The organism is Enterococcus mundtii (assembly GCF_002947535.1).
Lineage (GTDB): Bacteria > Bacillota > Bacilli > Lactobacillales > Enterococcaceae > Enterococcus_B > Enterococcus_B mundtii_B.
In genome coordinates, this window is record NZ_PUAP01000010.1 from 32,210 (window position 1) to 51,121 (window position 18,912).

At 38.4% G+C, this 18,912-nt stretch carries 19 protein-coding genes; 11 read left to right on the forward strand and 8 right to left on the reverse strand.

What is annotated here, in order from left to right; translation table 11 throughout:
• The first annotated feature begins 119 nt into the window (after positions 1 to 119).
• The 7 genes from clpB (at position 120) to CUS89_RS03065 (ending at position 10,413) form a co-directional block, all read left to right on the forward strand.
• Positions 120 to 2,729 (forward strand): ATP-dependent chaperone ClpB, encoded by a 2,610-nt coding sequence (clpB, locus tag CUS89_RS03035; protein WP_104871001.1) that lies wholly within the window; start codon positions 120 to 122, stop codon positions 2,727 to 2,729.
• A 285-nt stretch (positions 2,730 to 3,014) separates the two neighbouring features.
• Positions 3,015 to 4,922 (forward strand): BglG family transcription antiterminator, encoded by a 1,908-nt coding sequence (locus CUS89_RS03040; RefSeq protein WP_104871002.1) that lies wholly within the window; start codon positions 3,015 to 3,017, stop codon positions 4,920 to 4,922.
• Between the two features lies 1 nt (position 4,923).
• Complete coding sequence (locus tag CUS89_RS03045) at positions 4,924 to 5,373, forward strand: PTS sugar transporter subunit IIA (RefSeq protein ID WP_104871003.1); 450 nt, start codon at positions 4,924 to 4,926, stop codon at positions 5,371 to 5,373.
• Between the two features lie 23 nt (positions 5,374 to 5,396).
• Positions 5,397 to 5,711: a PTS fructose transporter subunit IIB gene (locus CUS89_RS03050; RefSeq protein ID WP_010735334.1), complete on the forward strand. Its 315-nt coding sequence runs from the start codon at positions 5,397 to 5,399 to the stop codon at positions 5,709 to 5,711.
• Positions 5,712 to 5,738: 27 nt separating this feature from the next.
• Entirely contained in the window at positions 5,739 to 6,848 is a 1,110-nt protein-coding gene (locus CUS89_RS03055; RefSeq protein ID WP_019723575.1) for a PTS fructose transporter subunit IIC, read from the forward strand.
• Between the two features lie 2 nt (positions 6,849 to 6,850).
• Entirely contained in the window at positions 6,851 to 9,433 is a 2,583-nt protein-coding gene (locus tag CUS89_RS03060) for a glycoside hydrolase family 38 N-terminal domain-containing protein (RefSeq protein WP_104871004.1), read from the forward strand.
• A gap of 125 nt (positions 9,434 to 9,558) precedes the next feature.
• Positions 9,559 to 10,413: a GRP family sugar transporter gene (locus CUS89_RS03065; RefSeq protein ID WP_104871005.1), complete on the forward strand. Its 855-nt coding sequence runs from the start codon at positions 9,559 to 9,561 to the stop codon at positions 10,411 to 10,413.
• An 81-nt stretch (positions 10,414 to 10,494) separates the two neighbouring features.
• Here CUS89_RS03065 and CUS89_RS03070 read toward each other — a convergent pair whose 3' ends face one another.
• Genes CUS89_RS03070 through CUS89_RS03080 form a run of 3 tightly spaced genes read right to left on the reverse strand, consistent with a single transcriptional unit; the run spans position 10,495 to position 12,888 of the window.
• A complete protein-coding gene (locus tag CUS89_RS03070) occupies positions 10,495 to 11,163 on the reverse strand; it encodes a hypothetical protein (protein WP_104871006.1) in 669 nt (222 codons plus the stop codon).
• Positions 11,156 to 11,650, reverse strand: a complete 495-nt coding sequence (locus tag CUS89_RS03075; RefSeq protein WP_071867692.1) for a nucleoside 2-deoxyribosyltransferase — start codon at positions 11,648 to 11,650, stop codon at positions 11,156 to 11,158. Before CUS89_RS03075 ends, CUS89_RS03070 begins: the two co-directional genes overlap by 8 nt.
• A gap of 20 nt (positions 11,651 to 11,670) precedes the next feature.
• Positions 11,671 to 12,888, reverse strand: coding sequence for a GNAT family N-acetyltransferase (locus CUS89_RS03080; protein ID WP_104871007.1), 1,218 nt, complete (start codon positions 12,886 to 12,888; stop codon positions 11,671 to 11,673).
• A gap of 148 nt (positions 12,889 to 13,036) precedes the next feature.
• On the opposite strand from CUS89_RS03080, the gene lepA reads away from it, so the two are divergent.
• Positions 13,037 to 14,872 carry a translation elongation factor 4 gene (gene lepA / locus CUS89_RS03085; protein WP_104871008.1) on the forward strand — a complete coding sequence of 612 codons (1,836 nt, stop codon included), beginning with the start codon at positions 13,037 to 13,039 and terminating at the stop codon, positions 14,870 to 14,872.
• 92 nt (positions 14,873 to 14,964) lie between these two features.
• On the opposite strand, the gene CUS89_RS03090 is transcribed toward lepA, so the two are convergent.
• From CUS89_RS03090 to CUS89_RS03105, 4 genes are all read right to left on the reverse strand, one after another.
• Positions 14,965 to 16,101, reverse strand: a complete 1,137-nt coding sequence (locus tag CUS89_RS03090; RefSeq protein WP_104871009.1) for a site-specific integrase — start codon at positions 16,099 to 16,101, stop codon at positions 14,965 to 14,967.
• A 164-nt stretch (positions 16,102 to 16,265) separates the two neighbouring features.
• Positions 16,266 to 16,883 (reverse strand): DUF4352 domain-containing protein, encoded by a 618-nt coding sequence (locus tag CUS89_RS03095; protein ID WP_104871010.1) that lies wholly within the window; start codon positions 16,881 to 16,883, stop codon positions 16,266 to 16,268.
• 122 nt (positions 16,884 to 17,005) lie between these two features.
• Positions 17,006 to 17,434 carry an ImmA/IrrE family metallo-endopeptidase gene (locus CUS89_RS03100; protein WP_104760062.1) on the reverse strand — a complete coding sequence of 143 codons (429 nt, stop codon included), beginning with the start codon at positions 17,432 to 17,434 and terminating at the stop codon, positions 17,006 to 17,008.
• Positions 17,435 to 17,439: 5 nt separating this feature from the next.
• Entirely contained in the window at positions 17,440 to 17,814 is a 375-nt protein-coding gene (locus tag CUS89_RS03105) for a helix-turn-helix domain-containing protein (RefSeq protein WP_104871011.1), read from the reverse strand.
• Positions 17,815 to 17,969: 155 nt separating this feature from the next.
• Between CUS89_RS03105 and CUS89_RS03110 the strand changes: the two genes are divergently transcribed.
• The gene (locus tag CUS89_RS03110; RefSeq protein WP_002337216.1) at positions 17,970 to 18,188 is read left to right on the forward strand and encodes a helix-turn-helix transcriptional regulator; all 219 of its coding nucleotides are present in this window, start codon (positions 17,970 to 17,972) and stop codon (positions 18,186 to 18,188) included.
• 20 nt (positions 18,189 to 18,208) lie between these two features.
• Positions 18,209 to 18,478, forward strand: a complete 270-nt coding sequence (locus CUS89_RS03115) for a hypothetical protein (RefSeq protein WP_002301567.1) — start codon at positions 18,209 to 18,211, stop codon at positions 18,476 to 18,478.
• 7 nt (positions 18,479 to 18,485) lie between these two features.
• Here the strand turns inward: CUS89_RS03115 and CUS89_RS03120 are convergent, their stop codons facing one another.
• Positions 18,486 to 18,689: a hypothetical protein gene (locus tag CUS89_RS03120; RefSeq protein ID WP_002301568.1), complete on the reverse strand. Its 204-nt coding sequence runs from the start codon at positions 18,687 to 18,689 to the stop codon at positions 18,486 to 18,488.
• A gap of 55 nt (positions 18,690 to 18,744) precedes the next feature.
• Here CUS89_RS03120 and CUS89_RS16020 point away from each other — a divergent pair, with 55 nt between their 5' ends.
• Positions 18,745 to 18,897: a hypothetical protein gene (locus CUS89_RS16020; RefSeq protein ID WP_002301569.1), complete on the forward strand. Its 153-nt coding sequence runs from the start codon at positions 18,745 to 18,747 to the stop codon at positions 18,895 to 18,897.
• Positions 18,898 to 18,912 lie beyond the last annotated feature (15 nt).

Consider the following 18,912-nt stretch of genomic DNA (forward strand, 5'->3'; position numbering starts at 1 on the left):
AAATGAGTATAATAATCATGTAAAGGTTAAAGAAACGAGACTTTAGACGGATGTTTCAGACGTCAGAGAAAGATATAGTTGTCTTTGACCAAACAACTTCTACCATAGGAGGGAAATACATGAATAGCGAAAAAATGACAACTACGCTCCAAGAAGCGATTGCAGAAGCACAACAAGTAGCGATGACAAGAACGCATCAAGAAATCGACATTGTCCATTTATGGAAGATCTTTTTACAACCGAATCATTTTGGGCGTAATCTCTATACAGATGCAGGAATCGACGCAGATGCGTTTGAACAAGAGATTGATCGAGTGTTAGATGAGTATCCAACAGTCTCAGGCAGCAATGTTCAATATGGACAAAATCTTAGTCAAAATCTTTTTCATTTATTGAATGAAGCGGATCAACTGAGAGAAAGTTTTGGCGATGAATTCTTATCTACTGAGATCGTGCTACTAGCATTAATGAAATTAAAAAATTATCCACTGACTGTTTATTTGACAAAACAGGGGCTGAATGAAAAAGAATTGCGTAAAAATATCGAAGACATGAGGGGAGGAGAGCGTGTGACCTCTAAAAATCAAGAAGAACAATATAAAGCGTTAGAAAAATATGGTGTCGATCTTGTCCAACAAGTCCGTAGTGGCAAAATGGACCCGATCATTGGACGTGACGAAGAGATTCGTGATGTGATCCGGATCTTATCGCGTAAAACTAAAAACAACCCTGTGTTGATCGGGGAACCTGGCGTTGGTAAAACAGCGATCGTTGAAGGATTAGCTCAACGTATCGTTCGCAAAGACGTACCAGAAAACTTAAAAGATAAAACCATTTTTTCTTTAGATATGGGTGCCTTGATTGCCGGAGCGAAATTCCGTGGAGAATTTGAAGAACGCTTGAAAGCAGTCTTGAAAGAAGTGAAGAAAAGCGATGGACGGATCATCTTGTTCATTGATGAGATCCATAACATCGTCGGTGCAGGAAAAACGGAAGGTAGTATGGATGCCGGTAACTTGCTTAAACCGATGTTAGCACGTGGTGAACTTCATTTGATCGGTGCAACTACTTTAGATGAATACCGCCAATACATGGAAAAGGACAAAGCGTTAGAGCGCCGTTTCCAAAAAGTATTAGTGAAGGAACCAACTGTTGAAGATACGATTAGTATTCTTCGAGGATTGAAAGAGCGTTTTGAGATCCACCATAGCGTCAATATCCATGACAATGCTTTGGTTGCGGCAGCTACATTATCAGATCGCTATATCACAGATCGCTTTTTACCTGATAAAGCCATTGATTTGATCGATGAAGCAAGTGCTACGATCCGAGTAGAAATGAATTCCATGCCAACGGAATTAGATCAAGTGACTCGTCGCTTGATGCAGTTGGAGATCGAAGAAGCAGCATTGAAGAAAGAATCTGATGATGCAAGTAAAAAACGTTTGAAGAACTTACAAGAAGAACTAGCCGATCTTCGAGAAGAAGCCAATGCGATGAAGATGCAGTGGGAAACTGAAAAAGAAGAAGTAAATACCGTTTCTTCTAAACGTGCAGAAATCGATAAGGCAAAACATGAATTAGAAGACGCAGAAAACAATTATGACCTTGAGCGTGCCGCTGTTTTACGTCATGGAACGATTCCACAATTAGAGAAAGAATTAGCAGAACTAGAAGCAAAAACAAAAGACAGTGATATCAAGATGGTACAAGAATCTGTCACTGAAAATGAGATTGCTCAAGTTGTTGGCCGTTTAACAGGGATTCCAGTAACGAAACTCGTGGAAGGTGAACGAGAAAAACTGATCAAGTTGAATGAAACTCTTCATAAACGTGTCATTGGGCAAGATGAAGCGGTAGACGCAGTGAGTGATGCGGTCATTCGTTCTCGTGCGGGATTACAAGATCCAAATCGACCATTGGGCTCATTCCTATTCTTAGGACCAACAGGTGTCGGTAAAACGGAACTGGCAAAAGCTTTAGCAGAAAACTTGTTTGATTCTGAAGAGCATATGGTGCGGATCGACATGAGTGAATACATGGAAAAACATGCTGTTTCTCGTTTAGTTGGTGCCCCTCCAGGTTACATTGGCTACGAAGAAGGTGGACAGCTAACAGAGGCTGTGCGACGAAACCCATATACGATCGTTTTGCTCGATGAAATTGAAAAGGCACATCCAGATGTCTTCAATATTTTATTACAAGTATTAGACGATGGCCGTTTGACGGATTCAAAAGGTCGTCTCGTTGACTTTAAAAATACGGTGATGATCATGACAAGCAATATCGGTTCTCAATTATTGTTGGAAGGTGTTACCGCGGAAGGTACGATACCAGAAGAAGTCGAAGAACAAGTGAGAACGATCCTTCGTGGCCATTTCAAACCAGAATTTTTGAATCGTATCGATGACACGATTCTATTTACACCATTAAGTCTAAACAATGTCAAAGGGATCGTTGACAAGATGATTTCTCATTTGGCACATCGTTTAGAACATCAAGAAATCATTTTGGAAATCAGTGACGAAGCAAAAACATGGATTGCAGAAAATGCGTATGAGCCTGCATATGGCGCACGCCCATTGAAACGATTCATTACAAAAGAAGTAGAAACGCCATTGGCTAAAGAAATCGTAGCAGGGAAGATCATGCCGAAATCGAAAGTAACGATTACTTTATTTGATCACCACTTGGCATTCGCCACAGAAAGCCTACCCGAAGATGAATAATAGGAAATGCGACGCCAACTCTGATGCATGATTGAGGAAGAAAACATTGCCTGTCAAAGTAAAAGACTATTACTAATAGTCTCTAGCTTTGACAGGTATTTTTTTTCGTCTATACTTAATAAACAATTACTTGGTTCATTGAAGGACCAGAAACCAAAAAATGAATGGTGGTCGTCAAGTTAGCGACTAAACCTATGATTTACTGTATTCAAAACGGTAAAAGTAAGTGTTTTCATAAATCGGTAGACAAGCTAAGATAGGAAATGTAGATGAGGTGATAGTGTGATGATCAAGGAACGGGAAAAAGCAATCATTCAATATATTTTGATGAACGAACATACGACGGTCACAAAAATAGCGAAACACATGAATTTATCGAATAAAACAGTTTCACAATCACTAAAATTGATCGATGAGCTATTTAGCGGAACGACCATCGAACTAATCAGAAAACCACGAGTCGGTGTCTCGATCAACGGTGATCCAAACGAAATATTAAATCAGATCGATACAACGAACATGGTAACAGTTCCGGCTTCTAAAAAAGAACGTATTCAATTCCTCTGTTTTGAACTCTTGAAAAAAAAGACCTATTTCACTCGCCAAGAACTACAAGATACACTATTTATAAGCAAATCGACATTAGAAGGTGATATGAACCAAGTCCATGAGATTTTCCGCCATTTCAACGTTAGCATCGATCGATTGCCTGGTAAAGGTTCGTTTTTAAACTTATCAGAGCAAGAAAAAAGACGCTTAGCCTTTGATCTGATTTACTATTTTTGGGGTAGTAATTGGAAAATCACCAAAAAGAATCAACTATATCTACACTCGATCCAAGGCATTCCTCCTTTTGTCAATGAGTTCATCGACATGAACAATATCACATTAGTTGATACATTGCTGCAAGAATATCTAAAGCATGCACAAATAAGGTTGAATGATACGACCTATCATTCATTATTGCTCCATCTGTTGATCATGATCGATCGCATAAGAGAGGATAATTATTTAGAAAGCGAAGAAGTCTACGGAAAAGTCAGAGAAAATAAACCATTTGATTTATTCATTCTAAAACTAGAAAAAACTTTCTCATTGACGCTACCGTCTTCTGAGGTTCGTTATATTCACTTACATTTAGAAGGTGACACATTACTTGAACAAACCAAGAAAATGAATGAAGTGACGGATAAACGCATTCGGCAATTGATTCACGAAAATGTAACCCTTTACAATGAAAGTATCATTTTAGGAATGGTTACCCACATCAAAGAAGCAGTCTTGCGCATCAAAAAAGGGCTGTTGATCCATAATCCTTTTTTACAAGATGTGAAGAAAAACTTTCCTGTGGCTTTTACAGAAGCAATCCAATTAGCGAACGCCTTAAGCCAAGATTTTGCCATCAACGTCCCAGAAGATGAAGTTGCTTTTCTTGCTGTCCACATCCAAGCAATGAAAGAACAAAAAGAAGAAAAACATCAAAAGAAGGTCAGCGTCTTACTTGTTTGTAGTAGTGGAAAAGGCACCTCGCAACTCTTGGCTGCCCGACTTCGTAGAAATTATGAGAAGATCGAGATTTCTAGGATACTTTCAATCCAAGAGTTGATGCAGACATCGATCGATGAAGATCTGGTGATATCGACTGTCAACTTGAACCTAGAGACGATACCAACGATCAATGTTTCACCGGTTCTCAACAAATTAGAACGTCAGAAAATCGAACAATTTTTAAAAAATGCCCAAAATAAACCAATCAAATCAACGAATCACTTTGGAAAGTTGATCAAAGATGACTTGATCTTTTTGGATCATTCATTCACAGCCTATCAAGAAGTGATCCAATTCGTTGGACAGCAATTGATTGATAATGGATATGCGGAAGAAGAAATCATTTCTTCTTCTTTAGAAAGAGAACAGCTTTCTTTTACCTCTTTTGGAAAATTTGCGACACCACACGGGGCCCCTAAATACGTCAAAAAATCAGCCATCGTCTTTTTGCGTTTAGCCAATGAATTGATGTGGGGAGAAACGAAAGTCAAATATTTATTTTTCATCTGTATCAAAGATGAAACAGCGCAAGAGCTGGAAGAAGTCTATGATATCATGCTAGAGATCATCGAATCTGGTGAAAAAAAATATTTGTTAAAAGGAACTAAAAATGAGATCAAAAACTATTTGAAAGAGGAATTTTAATATGAGCATTGCAACTTTACTACCTTCTAATCATATTTTTTTAGATATGGAAAGTACAACGAAAGAAGAAACGATCCGTCAATTAGCAGAAGTTTTAACGAATAACGGAATAGTCAACGACAAAGAAGCGTATATCCAGTCTGTGTTAGAAAGAGAAGAACATTCGACGACAGGCATTGGTAACAATATTGCCATTCCCCATGGGAAAAGTGAAGCAGTCAGTGAGCCAGCAATTGTTTTTGCAAGATTGAAACAACCAATCGATTGGCAATCATTAGATGAAGAGCCAGTTTTTGTGGTCATATTATTAGCGATCCCAGAGTCACAAAAAGGGGATACTCATCTAAGGATCTTATCTGAAATTGCGATGAAATTAATGGATGATGACATTACGGCACAACTAAAAACTGAGACAGATAAACAACAAATCGCGAAACTATTAAGCGAATAAACAAACGAAAAGAGGAAAAAGAAATGAAAAGAAAAATTATCGCAGTTACAGCCTGTGCTACAGGGGTCGCTCATACGTATATGGCAGCCCAAGCACTTAAGAAAGCAGCAGCAAAACGTGGAGATTTGATCAAAGTGGAAACACAAGGAGCAACAGGTATCGAAAATGAATTGACTGAAAAAGATTGCAACATTGGCGAAGTCGTTATTTTTGCAGTGGATACAAAAGTGAGAAATGAAGAACGTTTCAAAGGCAAAACAATCTTAAAAGTACCAGTCGCAGCACCAATCAAGAATGCAGAAAAAGTAATCGAAGAAGCTTTAGGAATGATCGACTAATCAATTAATCAGTGGGGGAGAAAGTAAATGAAAAAAATAGCAAGTGAAATCAAAAACCATGTTTTAACAGGAATTTCTTATATGATACCTTTGGTGATCGCTGGAGCGGTCATCATGGCCATCTCTCGTGTGGGTGGTTCATTTTACGGGATTGTTGATATTTGGGACGGTTCTCATGGAGAGAGTGGTAATGCAATCATTCGTTTATTGCATAGTTTAGATGGCTTCGGTGGCACAGCCCTTGGTTTGATGTTCCCAGTGATTTCCGCATTTATTGCCTATTCCATCTCAGACAAATTAGGGATTGCTCCTGGTTTAGTTGGTGGGATGTTAGTGAAAGATATCAATGCAGGCTTTTTAGGCGCAATCGTTTCTGGTTTGATTGCGGGTTATGCGTGCTTGTTGATCAAAAACAAAATCAAATTGCCAAAATCAATGGCATCCGTTGTACCAGTATTTCTAGTACCAGTATTAGGCACATTGATCACCGTTCTATTAGTCAATTATGTGATCGGTACACCATTTGCAGCATTGAACGTTGGTTTAGAATCATGGTTGAACGGTTTAAGTGGTGGAAATGCAATCGTTATGGCAGCAGTCGTTGGCGCAATGGTTGGATTTGACTTAGGTGGACCAGTCAATAAAGCGGCAGTGACAACAGCAATGGCACTATTGACTAGTAATGTTTATGCACCAAATACAGCGGCACAAGTGGCGATCATCATTCCACCAATCGGGTTAGGATTAGCCACGATCTTTGCGAAAAACAAATACAACAATGAATTAAAAGAAGCTGGAAAATCAGCTGTGATCATGGGACTTGTCGGTATTTCTGAAGGAGCGATCCCGTTTGCCGTTGAAAATCCATTGAAAGTGATCCCGATCAATATGATTGGTTCTGCATTAGGTTCAGCGATGGCAGTTGGTTTAGGGGCAGTGAACACTGCACCGATCTCAGGATTCTATGGCTGGTTCACCGTAGAAAAATGGCCGATCTATGTACTTTCGATCGCTACAGGTGCATTGTTCATCGCGATCTTAACTAGCGTGCTACGTTCAAAAGATGCTGGACAAGAAGTAGAATCAGCAGTTGAAGAATTTGATGAAGCTGCTTGGGAAGAACAATGGGAAGCGTAACTATGACAAATATACACATTGTAAATCACACACATTGGGATAGAGAATGGTACTTTACTTCAATGGATTGCATCGTTTTAAGTGATCAGTTGTTTACAGATGTTTTGGAAGAGTTGAAAAGACAACCTAATGCTACTTTTGTTTTAGATGGACAGCTTTCGATCTTAGATGATTACTTAGAACTATATCCAGAAAAATTATCAGAGATCAAAGAATTAGTTGCGAAGGGTCAATTATTTATTGGCCCTTGGTTTACACAAACTGATGCGTTTTTTGCCTCGGGTGAGTCTATTTTAAGAAATGCAATGGTGGGCGTCTTTGAAAGTAAAAAATATGGGGAGTATCTACCTATTGGTTATCTTCCAGATACATTTGGATTCAACGCACAAATGCCGACGATTTTAAACGAAGCTGGGTTTGACAATATCATTTTTTGGCGTGGGATCGACTTAGGTGAACATGTCCACTCGCCATATTTCAAATGGAAAAGTTTGAGTGGAGAGAATGAATTGTATGCGGTGAACTTTCCTCAAGGCTATGGTGCGCAACAACAACTAGAACCAACGAAGAGTTATGTGGAAGGACGATTAGACAAAGGTATTGATTTCATCAAGAGCTACGCAGATGAAACAGAAATTTTGATCCCAACAGGAAACGATCAATTAGGGATCATCTCGTCTTTAGAAGAGAAAATCGATAAAATCAATCAAATCGGTAAATATAACTATCAAACAAGCACGTATCAAGCGTTCATGGATTTGATCCGTCAAAAGGATCTGGAAGAGTATCAAGGAGAGTTTCGCGCACCTGTTTTTGCCCGTGTGCATAAGACGATCGGTTCTGTCCGTATGGATCTAAAACGTGAGATTTTCAGATTAGAGAATAAACTGACACTTGAAATCGAACCAATGGTCGTGATTGCGAAGGAGCTAGGCATCGTTTTGAGCAATCGCTTAGTCATGAAGGCATGGAAAAAATTATTTGAGTGCCAAGCACATGACAGTTTAGCCGGCTGTGTGTCAGATAGTGTCGCGCAAGACATCGCCCATCGTTTGAAAGAAGTATCAGAAATCTGTGACAGTATCGAAAACTTGGTATTGAAAAGAATTTCTGAAGGACTACAGCTGACAGATCAACAATTCTTGATTTTGAATACTTCAGTTACACCTTTCAAAGGAAAAAAAGTGGTAAAACTTATCTCAAAAGTCAATCAAATCGAAGTATTGGGCCATGATTCTGCCGTCATCTCGATGGATTATGTGCCTAGCCGCCAAAATATCATGGAAGAAACACCTGCTGGCAATCGTTTTATCGAAGAACCAGGGTACTATATTTTACAAGTAGCAGTTGATTGTTCCTTTGATGGACTAGGTTATCAAGTCTTCGATTTCGTTGAACACACTACAGCTGATCTACCTGATATGACGCCACGAACGATGATCTCAAAAGGTAACTATTCTTTGACTTTTGAAGAGGGACAACTTGTCTTTTCAGATGGTAATCAAACGATCAGAGACTTCTTGACGATCGTGGATGATAGCAATGCCGGCGATACTTACGATTATTCGCCTATACCTAATGATCACCCATTCTCTTTGACATTTGATTCATGTAAAGGCAACGAAGAAAACTTGATCTTGGAAGGAAAACTAGAGCTTCCTTATACATTGGCAGAACGTATCGCCGGTCAAACAACGAAAGTCTTCGCTTACCAGCTGACATTGAAGTTAACGAATCAGGGAGAGGTCCAAGGTTGTCTTTCTTTTAGAAATTCTGTGTTAAATCACCGTATCCGTATCAAAACAAAGTTGAATCAATCAATTGAAAAAGTTGTTTCTGCGATCCAATTTGGTTACTTAGAAAAAACAAACCAGTCAATGAACGATTGGGAACAAAAATACTCTGAGATGCCAGTAAATATCGAACCATTTGAAAAACAAGTGATCGCGTATAGCGCTGAAGAGGCATTAGTGTTTTACACCGAACAAAGTAAAGAATACGAATATATCAATGACTCCTTATATGTCACAGTATTAGCCACGACGGATTCGTTAGGGAAACCAGATTTGATGTATCGTCCAGGACGAGCTTCAGGAGATACGACGAAAAAAGGGCATATCATGATGGAGACACCACTTGCTCAAATGGAAAATCAACTGATCGAATTTGATTTTTCGGTGCGCATGGCGCCAACTGATATTTCAGAACACACATTAGTGACATGGAAATCAGAAAAAGAACAACCGTCGATTTCGTATCAATTGCAAGATTTGAATTACTTCGTTTATCGAATCGACAATAAGATCCAAAGTAGAATCCACCCACTTAGTTTGAGTGAAAATACGTATACGCAGATCTCGTTAGATTTGGAAGAAGGATTGGCTGTCAGTGCGATCCATAATGCTTATTACTCAGAAGGTGTAGTGATTCGATTAGTCAATGGAACCTCAGAAAAGCGTTACCTTGAGCCAGAGAAGCTTTTTGCAGGGTTTAAATACACACGTATCAATGCCTTGGAAGAAGAAGTGACAGAGACAAAAACGATCAGCGGCTATGGCTTAGCCACTTATTTATTAACAAAATAAAAAAACGTTGAGGCACAAGTTGATTCTCAAGGAGTTGCATCTGGAACACCGTTTAGCGGGTTTTAGGAACAGCAAGTTGACTACTTGTGCCTCCCTTTAGTTGTGAAATTGAAAGAGGAGAAATTATGTCGATACACCTTTTATTTTTAGCTTTGATCCCAGCATTAGGGTGGGGAATGATGCCGATATTATCTAAGATCATGGGAGGAAAGTCAGAAGAACAGTTGATCGGCACCACCATTGCTGCCTTACTATTTGGCTTGATATTTAGTTTGTCTCAGCAAGTAACGTACCAAACGGTTTCATTCATTATTTGTTTTTTATCTGGAGTATTCTGGGCGGTGGGACAATACTTTCAGTTCCGTGCGCTAGAAAAGGCCGAAGTGTCAAAAGCCATGCCCATATCTGTTGGGACACAATTAGCATTTGTCACGCTTGTTTCAGGTATTTTTCTTTTAGAATGGACAAGTGTTTTTGTAGCTATCATGTCGATCGTGGCTTTAACTGTTATCTTAGTTGGTATATTATTAGTGACAAAAACAAGCAACGGAAATGGCGCAGTTGCCAAACAAGTCATTGTCTTTTTGTGCATTTCATCTGGGTTTTTGATGCTATATGTAACGATCACTAGTTATTTTGATATTCATGGACCGCAAGTGTTTCTACCTCAATCCATCGGCATGTTTGTTGGAGGAATGATCATCTCAATGAAGAAGATCAGACAATTGAAACTCAATGCCATTGCTCGAAATATCGTCACCGGTTGTTCTTGGGTGATTGCTAATACGACGTTATTTGCTGTATCTGCGTCTTTAGGTGTGGGTATTACTTATTCCTTTTCGCAAATGAGTTTGCTTGTCGCGACCTATGGAAGTATCATTCTTTTGAGAGAGAAGAAGACGTCATTAGAAAAACGCTCAGTCTATTTGGGTACATTGGTGTATGTAGTCGGTGTGGTTGGAATGAGTCTTTTAAAATAAAGAATTGAAAAAAATTGGCAAGGGATTTTGTTTAATCCCTTGCCAATTTTTTTATTTATTTATCATACTTGCTACGATTGATCAGTGATCTAATTTTTGTAGTCGGTAGCTCTCAAAATGTGCTGGATCTTTTTTCACTTGCACCCACGCATAAATTCCCATGATAAAGGCGCCGACTGTATTAGTTAGTAAGTCACCCATTGTATCCATCAATGCTTCGCGTCCGACGAAAAGCGTACCATCAGAAGCAGCAAACCGTTGCAAATTCATTCCTAAGAATTGGTCGCATAAAAACTCCCAGAATTCCCAAAAAACACCGCACAATCCAGCAAAAGCAAATCCGAATAAGAGAAATAACCAAGGACTTGTTTTTTCGATTGGCGCATCTTTCAGCAAGAAACCGATCAAACCGTAACCTAAGGCAGTCAGAACCATCGGGCTAACGGCGTGTAAGATTTTATCCCAAAATGAAATAATACTGATCAAGTGCATACCTGTTCCTAAAAAGACAGAAATGAACAAGAAAAACCAATAAAATAAAACAATTGCATCAGGAACATGGATCTTGAATAATCGGCGAACGATCTGTGGCAAATAAATCAATAGGATACCTGCCAGTGATTCTACGATAAAGGTGATTCCTTGTGTAGTCGAATATTTGTTTGTTACAAATTCGAAAATGTTATAACCAACAACAAATAGACCGAAAATCGTTAATGCAATCTGAACTTTTTTTACTGTCTTACTCACTAATATTTCCCCCAGCTAGATATGATTTCAATGCTTCGAATAGTGCTTCTTCAGAAGACACGATCGTTCCGTTCAACTTGATCAAGCCGACCGTATAAAGATTTAAATAATGGAACTGATTTTCACCAGCCTGTTGCAAGGCAGCGACTTTTTTTGGATGAGTCGCTCCTTGTTGGCGGCTGTCTGTATATAAACCAATGATCGGGATGCCTTTAGCATAGGCGACACCGATCTCAGAAGCAACTCCGGCATCGATGGTCAAGCCGTCTAAAAGTGCGATCATCAAGTCACTTTCTAGCACTTTTTCCGTATCAGCCAAGGCAATCATTTTACTATCTGCATACGCAGTCTTGTCATTGATTGCTTCGTTTTCTTGTGGCAGATAGATCGACAAATCAGAAGAAATCTCTCTGATTTTTTTGACAAGAGATTCGTTATAAAGCAAATCTCCTTTTGCAAAGAGTGGCGCTGCAAAATAAATATTCATTCGTTTCAACATCCTTTGTATTAGAAATAGTCACTAAAGTAAGCTTCCATGTTTGGAATGATCCGCTCTAATGTCTTGACCATGTCCTCATCCGTCGTTAAGCGTTCGATCCGAGCAAGGTAAGAAGCACGACGATAATTCATCATTAGACATGTCAAGGTTTGGATATCTAAGCGAACCATTTTTCCAAGGGGCTCGTTGACGATCGACAAACGACCATCTCGCCACGTCAAGCCAAATACCCCATTGTTCCAAGGCGCCACGGAATCTTCCACGATGAAATGGAAATCCTCTGCTGTACCAGAAAAAGGGAAGCGCTGGATAAATTCTTTGACGTCAACGATCCTTGCCATAAAGTAAGGTTCGATCTGTTCTTTGATTTGGCTATCTTCTAATAAGAAAGCAAGGGGTTCATTTTTGTAGATATCACCATGTACCCAGTAAACCATTGAAAAGTGTGCAGAGATGAAATTCCACAATCCGTTACGCGCCTCTTGATTCAAATAAAACATCTCTTTGACATGGAAGACTTCTTCGGCGACCCAATAAAAAAGTACGCCTGTTGGTTCATTGTCGCTATTGTAATAAATCGCCGCAGTCCGTTCTTCTTCATTTTCAAAACGCCAGTATTCTTCCCAGTGAAAGGCACTACGAAACAGTGCACCATGATTCTTTCCCGCAAACTGTTGATAGACACGGAAAACATCTTCGTGATCGACAGGCAGTCGTTCCACGATACCAGAAACAGGTACTTGTTTAGGTAGTTGCGTATCACGTATTTTAAAGGATAACTTATCTGACATGATTTCCCAACCTTTACGCCTGTAATAAGGGATATTGTAAGGATAAAGATAAGAGATCCACTGTTTGTTTTTGCGCATGTTGTCTAATGCGACGATGATCAAGTCTTGCATCAATCCATGATTGGCATATTCGGGATAGGTTCCAACGCCAGTTACACCGCCCATTTGGTACCGTGTACCATGGATATTGACCTCACAAGGATAGATCGCGATTTGAGAAATCAATTTTTCTTTATGAAACCAGCCGAATACATTTGATAATTCTAGGATCGGTCGCTTGGAACGTACAAATTCCCGTTTGTTTTCGAATCCACTTTCTTCAATATCAGAGTCAGTGACTTGAAAAACATAGGAAAGTAACTCATTGAACTGGTCAACATGTTCCTCCGTGACAGGCTTCAACTCAAAATTTTCTCTAAAATCTGTTTGGTCCATTTTTTCAACTCCAATTTAGTTACTTGTTCACAGTATAACAAAAGTTTCTAAAAAAAACTTCTAAAGTCCTTAGAAGGAAAAAGTCTTTAAATTCCTCCTTTTCGTTGGTATAATGAAAAGTGCTGATTATATGAAAAGAGGAGACGCTATGGATATAAAGAAAATGAAACAACGCCAAGAGCAAATTCGAAATTTTTCGATTATTGCTCATATCGACCATGGGAAATCAACTTTGGCCGATCGGATTTTGGAAAAGACGAACACTGTGACGTCTCGCGAAATGCAAGATCAGTTATTAGACTCCATGGATCTAGAACGTGAACGTGGGATCACGATCAAATTAAATGCCGTAGAATTGAACTATACGGCTAAAAATGGAGAGACATACATCTTCCATTTGATCGATACCCCAGGGCACGTCGATTTTACCTATGAAGTATCTCGAAGTTTAGCTGCCTGTGAAGGAGCAGTCTTAGTCGTGGATGCCGCTCAAGGGATTGAAGCACAAACATTAGCCAATGTTTATTTGGCATTAGATAATGACCTAGAGATTTTACCAGTCATCAATAAGATCGATTTACCAGCCGCAGATCCAGAGCGTGTGCGTAATGAAATCGAAGAAGTGATCGGCATCGATGCCAGTGAAGCGGTGTTAGCAAGTGCGAAGTCTGGGATTGGTATCGAAGAAATACTAGAACAAGTAGTGGAATATGTCCCAGCACCTTCAGGCGATATCGAAGCTCCTTTGAAAGCATTGATTTTTGATTCGATCTATGACAGTTACCGCGGAGTTATTTTAAATGTACGTATCACCGATGGTGTTGTCAAAGCAGGGGATAAAATCAAATTGATGAGTAACGGTAAGACCTTCGATGTGACCGAAGTCGGCGTTTTCTCACCAAAAACGATTGCGCGTGACTTTCTGATGGTCGGTGATGTCGGTTATATCACCGCAAGCATCAAGACAGTTCAAGATACAAGTGTTGGGGATACAGTGACACTTGCGGATAATCCAGCTACAGAAGCATTACCAGGCTATCGCAAAATGAATCCAATGGTCTATTGTGGCTTATACCCGATCGACACATCACGATATAATGATCTACGTGAAGCATTGGAAAAACTTCAACTGAATGATGCTGCTTTGCAGTTTGAACCAGAAACATCACAAGCACTCGGCTTTGGTTTCCGTTGTGGCTTCTTAGGATTACTTCACATGGATGTCGTCCAAGAACGTTTAGAGCGTGAGTTCAATCTTGAATTGATCACGACAGCACCTTCTGTAATCTATCATGTCAACAAAACAGACGGTTCGATGGTCGTTGTTGATAATCCTGCTGATTTTCCTGAACCAGTCACGATCCAAGATGTCGAAGAACCCTTTGTAAAAGCACAGATCATGGTACCTAATGAATACGTCGGTGCAGTCATGGAGCTTTCGCAACGTAAACGTGGCGATTTTATTACGATGGACTATTTAGATGACTATCGTGTCAATGTTGTATATAATCTTCCATTGTCCGAGATCGTCTTTGATTTCTTTGACAAACTAAAATCAAGCACGAAAGGCTACGCTTCACTTGACTACGAAATGTCAGGTTATCAAAAGAGCAAGCTAGTGAAAATGGATATCTTGCTGAATGCTGAAAAAGTCGATGCATTAAGCTTCATCGTTCACCGTGATTTTGCCTATGAACGCGGAAAAGCCATCGTTGAAAAACTGAAAAAACTGATCCCTCGTCAACAATTCGAGGTACCGATCCAAGCAGCGATCGGTCAAAAAATCGTCGCTCGTTCAGACATCAAAGCCTTACGTAAAAACGTCTTGGCTAAATGTTACGGTGGTGACGTTTCCCGTAAACGTAAACTTCTTGAAAAACAAAAAGAAGGTAAGAAACGAATGAAACAAATCGGTAACGTCGAAGTCCCTCAAGAAGCCTTCATGGCCGTTCTGAAAATGGATGAAGAAGAAAGTAAGAAGTAGCAAGGTTTGTTTGAAAACAGTGTAAAAAATAAACCATGTTTACATGGATTTGCCACCGGTTTGCCACCGGTGGTTTTTTTCGGTGGCAAAACTTACGAATTCTTTCTAAGATTTTCCATGATATCGACCGTTTCATTTCTCATCTTATCTGTTACATGCGAGTAAGTATCCATCGTAATTGAAATTCTGCTGTGGCCCAATCGTTCAGAGATTTCTTTCATTTTTGCGCCATTTTCGAGAAGAAGTGTAGCATGAGTATGTCTGAGAGAATGGAAGTTAAAAGAGAGGGAGAGTGCATTCGATATCCTTCTTGTGTTCCATTTCACCACACTTGGCGTAACTAGCTCACCCTCTTCCTTCGTACATACTGCATTTGAATCAATGTAGAGCTTTCCATACTTCATTCGATTTTCTAATTGTTGTTTCTTATGTTTTTTCAGAATTGCTAGCAAGGTTTGTCCAATAAAAATCGTTCGATTGGAACTGCTTGTCTTTGGCGTACCATATACCCATGCGCCGTCATTCTTTACCATTTGTTTCTCTACAGTAATTGTTCCATTTGAAAAATCGACATCATCCCACGTCAGACCACAAACTTCGCCAACGCGCATTCCCGTATAAAATCCAATATTCAAAGGAATATAGAAAGGATGTCCTTCAGGAGTAATTTCTAGCATATGATCAAAGTCCTCAAGAGAAATGATTTTTAGATCTTTTTTAGTCGTTGGTCGTTCTTCGTATTTTGGTATCTTTACATACAGCATAGGATTTTGCTTGATTAACCCCCAAGGATAAACCGCCATATTCAGCGCATTCTTAAGGACAGAGTGAGTAATAGTCATTGTTTTCTTCGAGTAACCCTTTTTAAATTCATCATTGATGAAATTTTGCAAAAGAGCAGGGGAGAGATCCGTAAGTTTTTTCTTTCCTAAATAACCGTTTATATGATTTTTGATGGTAAATCGGTAGTTTTCATAGGTATTGTATTTTAGATTTAGTTTAACGTATTCCTCCATCCAAAAATCAAGGTATTGTTTTACTCGAGTATCCGTACCTAAAAAGTACTGTCCTGTTTCGTCAATATCTGATAAAACTTTTCGTAAAGCAGCTTCGGCCTCTGGTCGGGTGTCTCCACCAACTTTCTCCACTTTTTTTCTTGAGCCATCATCATTGATATCTTCAAAATAATAATACCAACGTTTTCCACGTTTTCTCACACCGCCACGCATGTTATCAATCCTTTCGTAGATGATTTGTAATAGTAAGAAATTTTATAATATTTATTTTTAATCTGATAGGGGATGGAGCAAAAATCGTATTCATAAATAAAACATACGAACTTATGTTCTTTGGTGCTTAAAAAGAAAAGCCCGAAGGCTGTTCTTTTGATCTATTAGTTTAAAGAAATATCAACTGTTTCATCATTCCAAATAGATGTAGCATATTGAAGCTTTAACTTGGCATTTGTATCAGCTTGGCCAACCAAATCACCAGTAACTGAAGCACCATCATCCAAATCGCCACTATTTAATTGGTTAATATTATCTAATGTAGTGATTTCATCCATATCAGTGGCATTACCATCTGCATTTAGCTTGAAGTCATAAGGGTTATAGGACTGCTTTTTACCAGAATTATTAGTAATTGTAATGTTTGCGATAACATGTTGTTTTCCATTATCAGGAGTATCGAACTCACTACCGCTACTGTATTGCACATTATTAACTTTAATTTCATAGCCCTCGTAGCTCACAGTATCTCCAACAGCAAAGTCCTGATTCAAAGGATCACTAGAACTCTGTGTATCTTTCTCAGCAGAATCGTTGCTACTTACTTTTTCTGTTTTAGCAGAAGTAGTTTCTTTTTTATCATCGCCACCGCCTAGCGCACCACCAACGATGAACACAACGATTACCACTAGAATCCAAAACCAAACTCTCTTATAGAATGGTTTTTTCTCTTTCATAACATATGTTTTACCATCTTCTCCTGTAACCTTTTTCTTTGCCATTATTTCTCCTCCAAAAAAATATTATTACTCCCACTTAAGGCAGGCAGTGATAGTCGCCTCCAAATCAAAGAACTATACCGTTCACGCTTTCCCCACAAAGCAAAAGCACAATTCATGATTAACTAAATTAAGAATCTATAAGCCGAAACTGGAAGACCATATAAACGAGATAAATCTTCAATTTTTCTCGGATACATTTGTGTGTCTTCTTTATATAAGTCGGCTATAAGATTAGCAGCAAAGCAATTCGCTTCGCTTTCTGATTTGCTTCTAGAATTTCTTGTAGAGACGTAATAACTTGATAATCCTTTGTGGAAAATGGCATGACCAAGCTCATGGGCGCAAATATAAAAACGCTCTTCTGATTCTTTCAATTCGTGGCTTAAGAGAATGACGGATCTCCCTAATAACTCTTGAAATTGTCCTTTCGGGTTATTCATAAATGGCACGTACTTAATTTGAATGCCCATTTGTTCACAAATGATAAAAGGATTAGCAGAATTATATTTCTGCTTTAATTTACCAGCTAGATTTATTACGTCTCTCTCCATAAAAATCACTTCTCTTTGCTTTTATCTTCTTTTCTAAATTCCCAGAACAAACCAGTTAAAATATCTTTAACACGCTGTCTCTCTTCATCTGTTAAAGTTTCACCGCCATAAGCCATATCTACGTTTGAATCAAGTATTTTATCGAGTTCAATCAAATCATCTTTATCTGCACAATCCGGAGTTTGATTTCGACCTAATAAATAATCAGTTGTGACATTAAAATAATCAGCAAGTGCTGTTAGAGTTTCTCTGTCGGGGCTTCGTTCCCCACGTTCATAACCAGAAATTGAAACTTTAGATACATGGATAATATCACCTAATTGTTGTTGGGTTAATTTCTTACTTTTTCTTAATTCTTTTAGTCTGGTTCCAAAGTCCATGTTAACACCTCGTTTCTATTATGATTTTATCGTTAACAAACGGTTAACACAAGGGATACAAAAAAAGTTAACTAATTGTGTAATTTTTTATTGACAATTAACAAATAGTTAATTAAAATATAGTTAACCTGAAGTTAACAAAGGGAGGAACTTAAATGGTGCTAAAAAATCTAGAGAAAATTAGAAAGGAAAACGGCAAAACATTTCAAGATGTAGCTGATAAAGCTGGTCTAACTAAAGAATTTTACTGGATGATCGAGAAAGGAAAAAGAAAACTTTCCTATGAAAATGCAGTCAAAATCGCTATGGTGTTTAATAAAGAACCAGACGATATTTTTTTAGAGACAGAGTTAACTAAAACGGAACTAAACTAAATGATGAGGAGATGATTCTAATGACACGACAAGAAAAAATAAAAAATCTGCTAAAACTCTCAATACAACCTAAAGTTGAAAACCCAACAATTTCACCAAATTATGAAATTAAATTAAATGATTGGACATTAGGACGTGGAGTAACAAATATTGAACTATTTATGCCAGCATCAGGCAAGCCAAAACTAAAAATCGAATGTTTTATAGATGAAGTTGATATAAAAGATGTTTTGGTAGGACCAGAAATTCTCCCTTTGAGTAAATACTTCAAAAATTCAAAAGGAGAATAACTAAAAATTATTTATTAATTACAATTGGAACAAGCTCACTATAATAACTTTCTGTTTCTAAAATATTGTCGGGATATTTTAGATGAAGAGAGTTCACAGTATCGATTACATCTTTTTGATTGAAACCTTCTAAATAGTGGGTACTTGTCCCTTTAGGAGCTATTTCAACGATTTCGATTATCTTTTTAACGATAGATTCTTTATAAGCCATAATCTCACCACCTTCCATAGTGAGATTATATCAAATAAATAAGTAGGTGATTTTTATGACACGACAAGAAAAAATAAACATCGTACTTGATGCTAGACCTAGACTAGTCCACATCATCAAATGTGCAAATGATGATCAACTCGATCGTCTAGTTGAAGAAGTCCAAAAAGAGCTTGAACGTGAACTAGACGAAGCAGCTTTCGTTTGATTCTTTAAATTAATA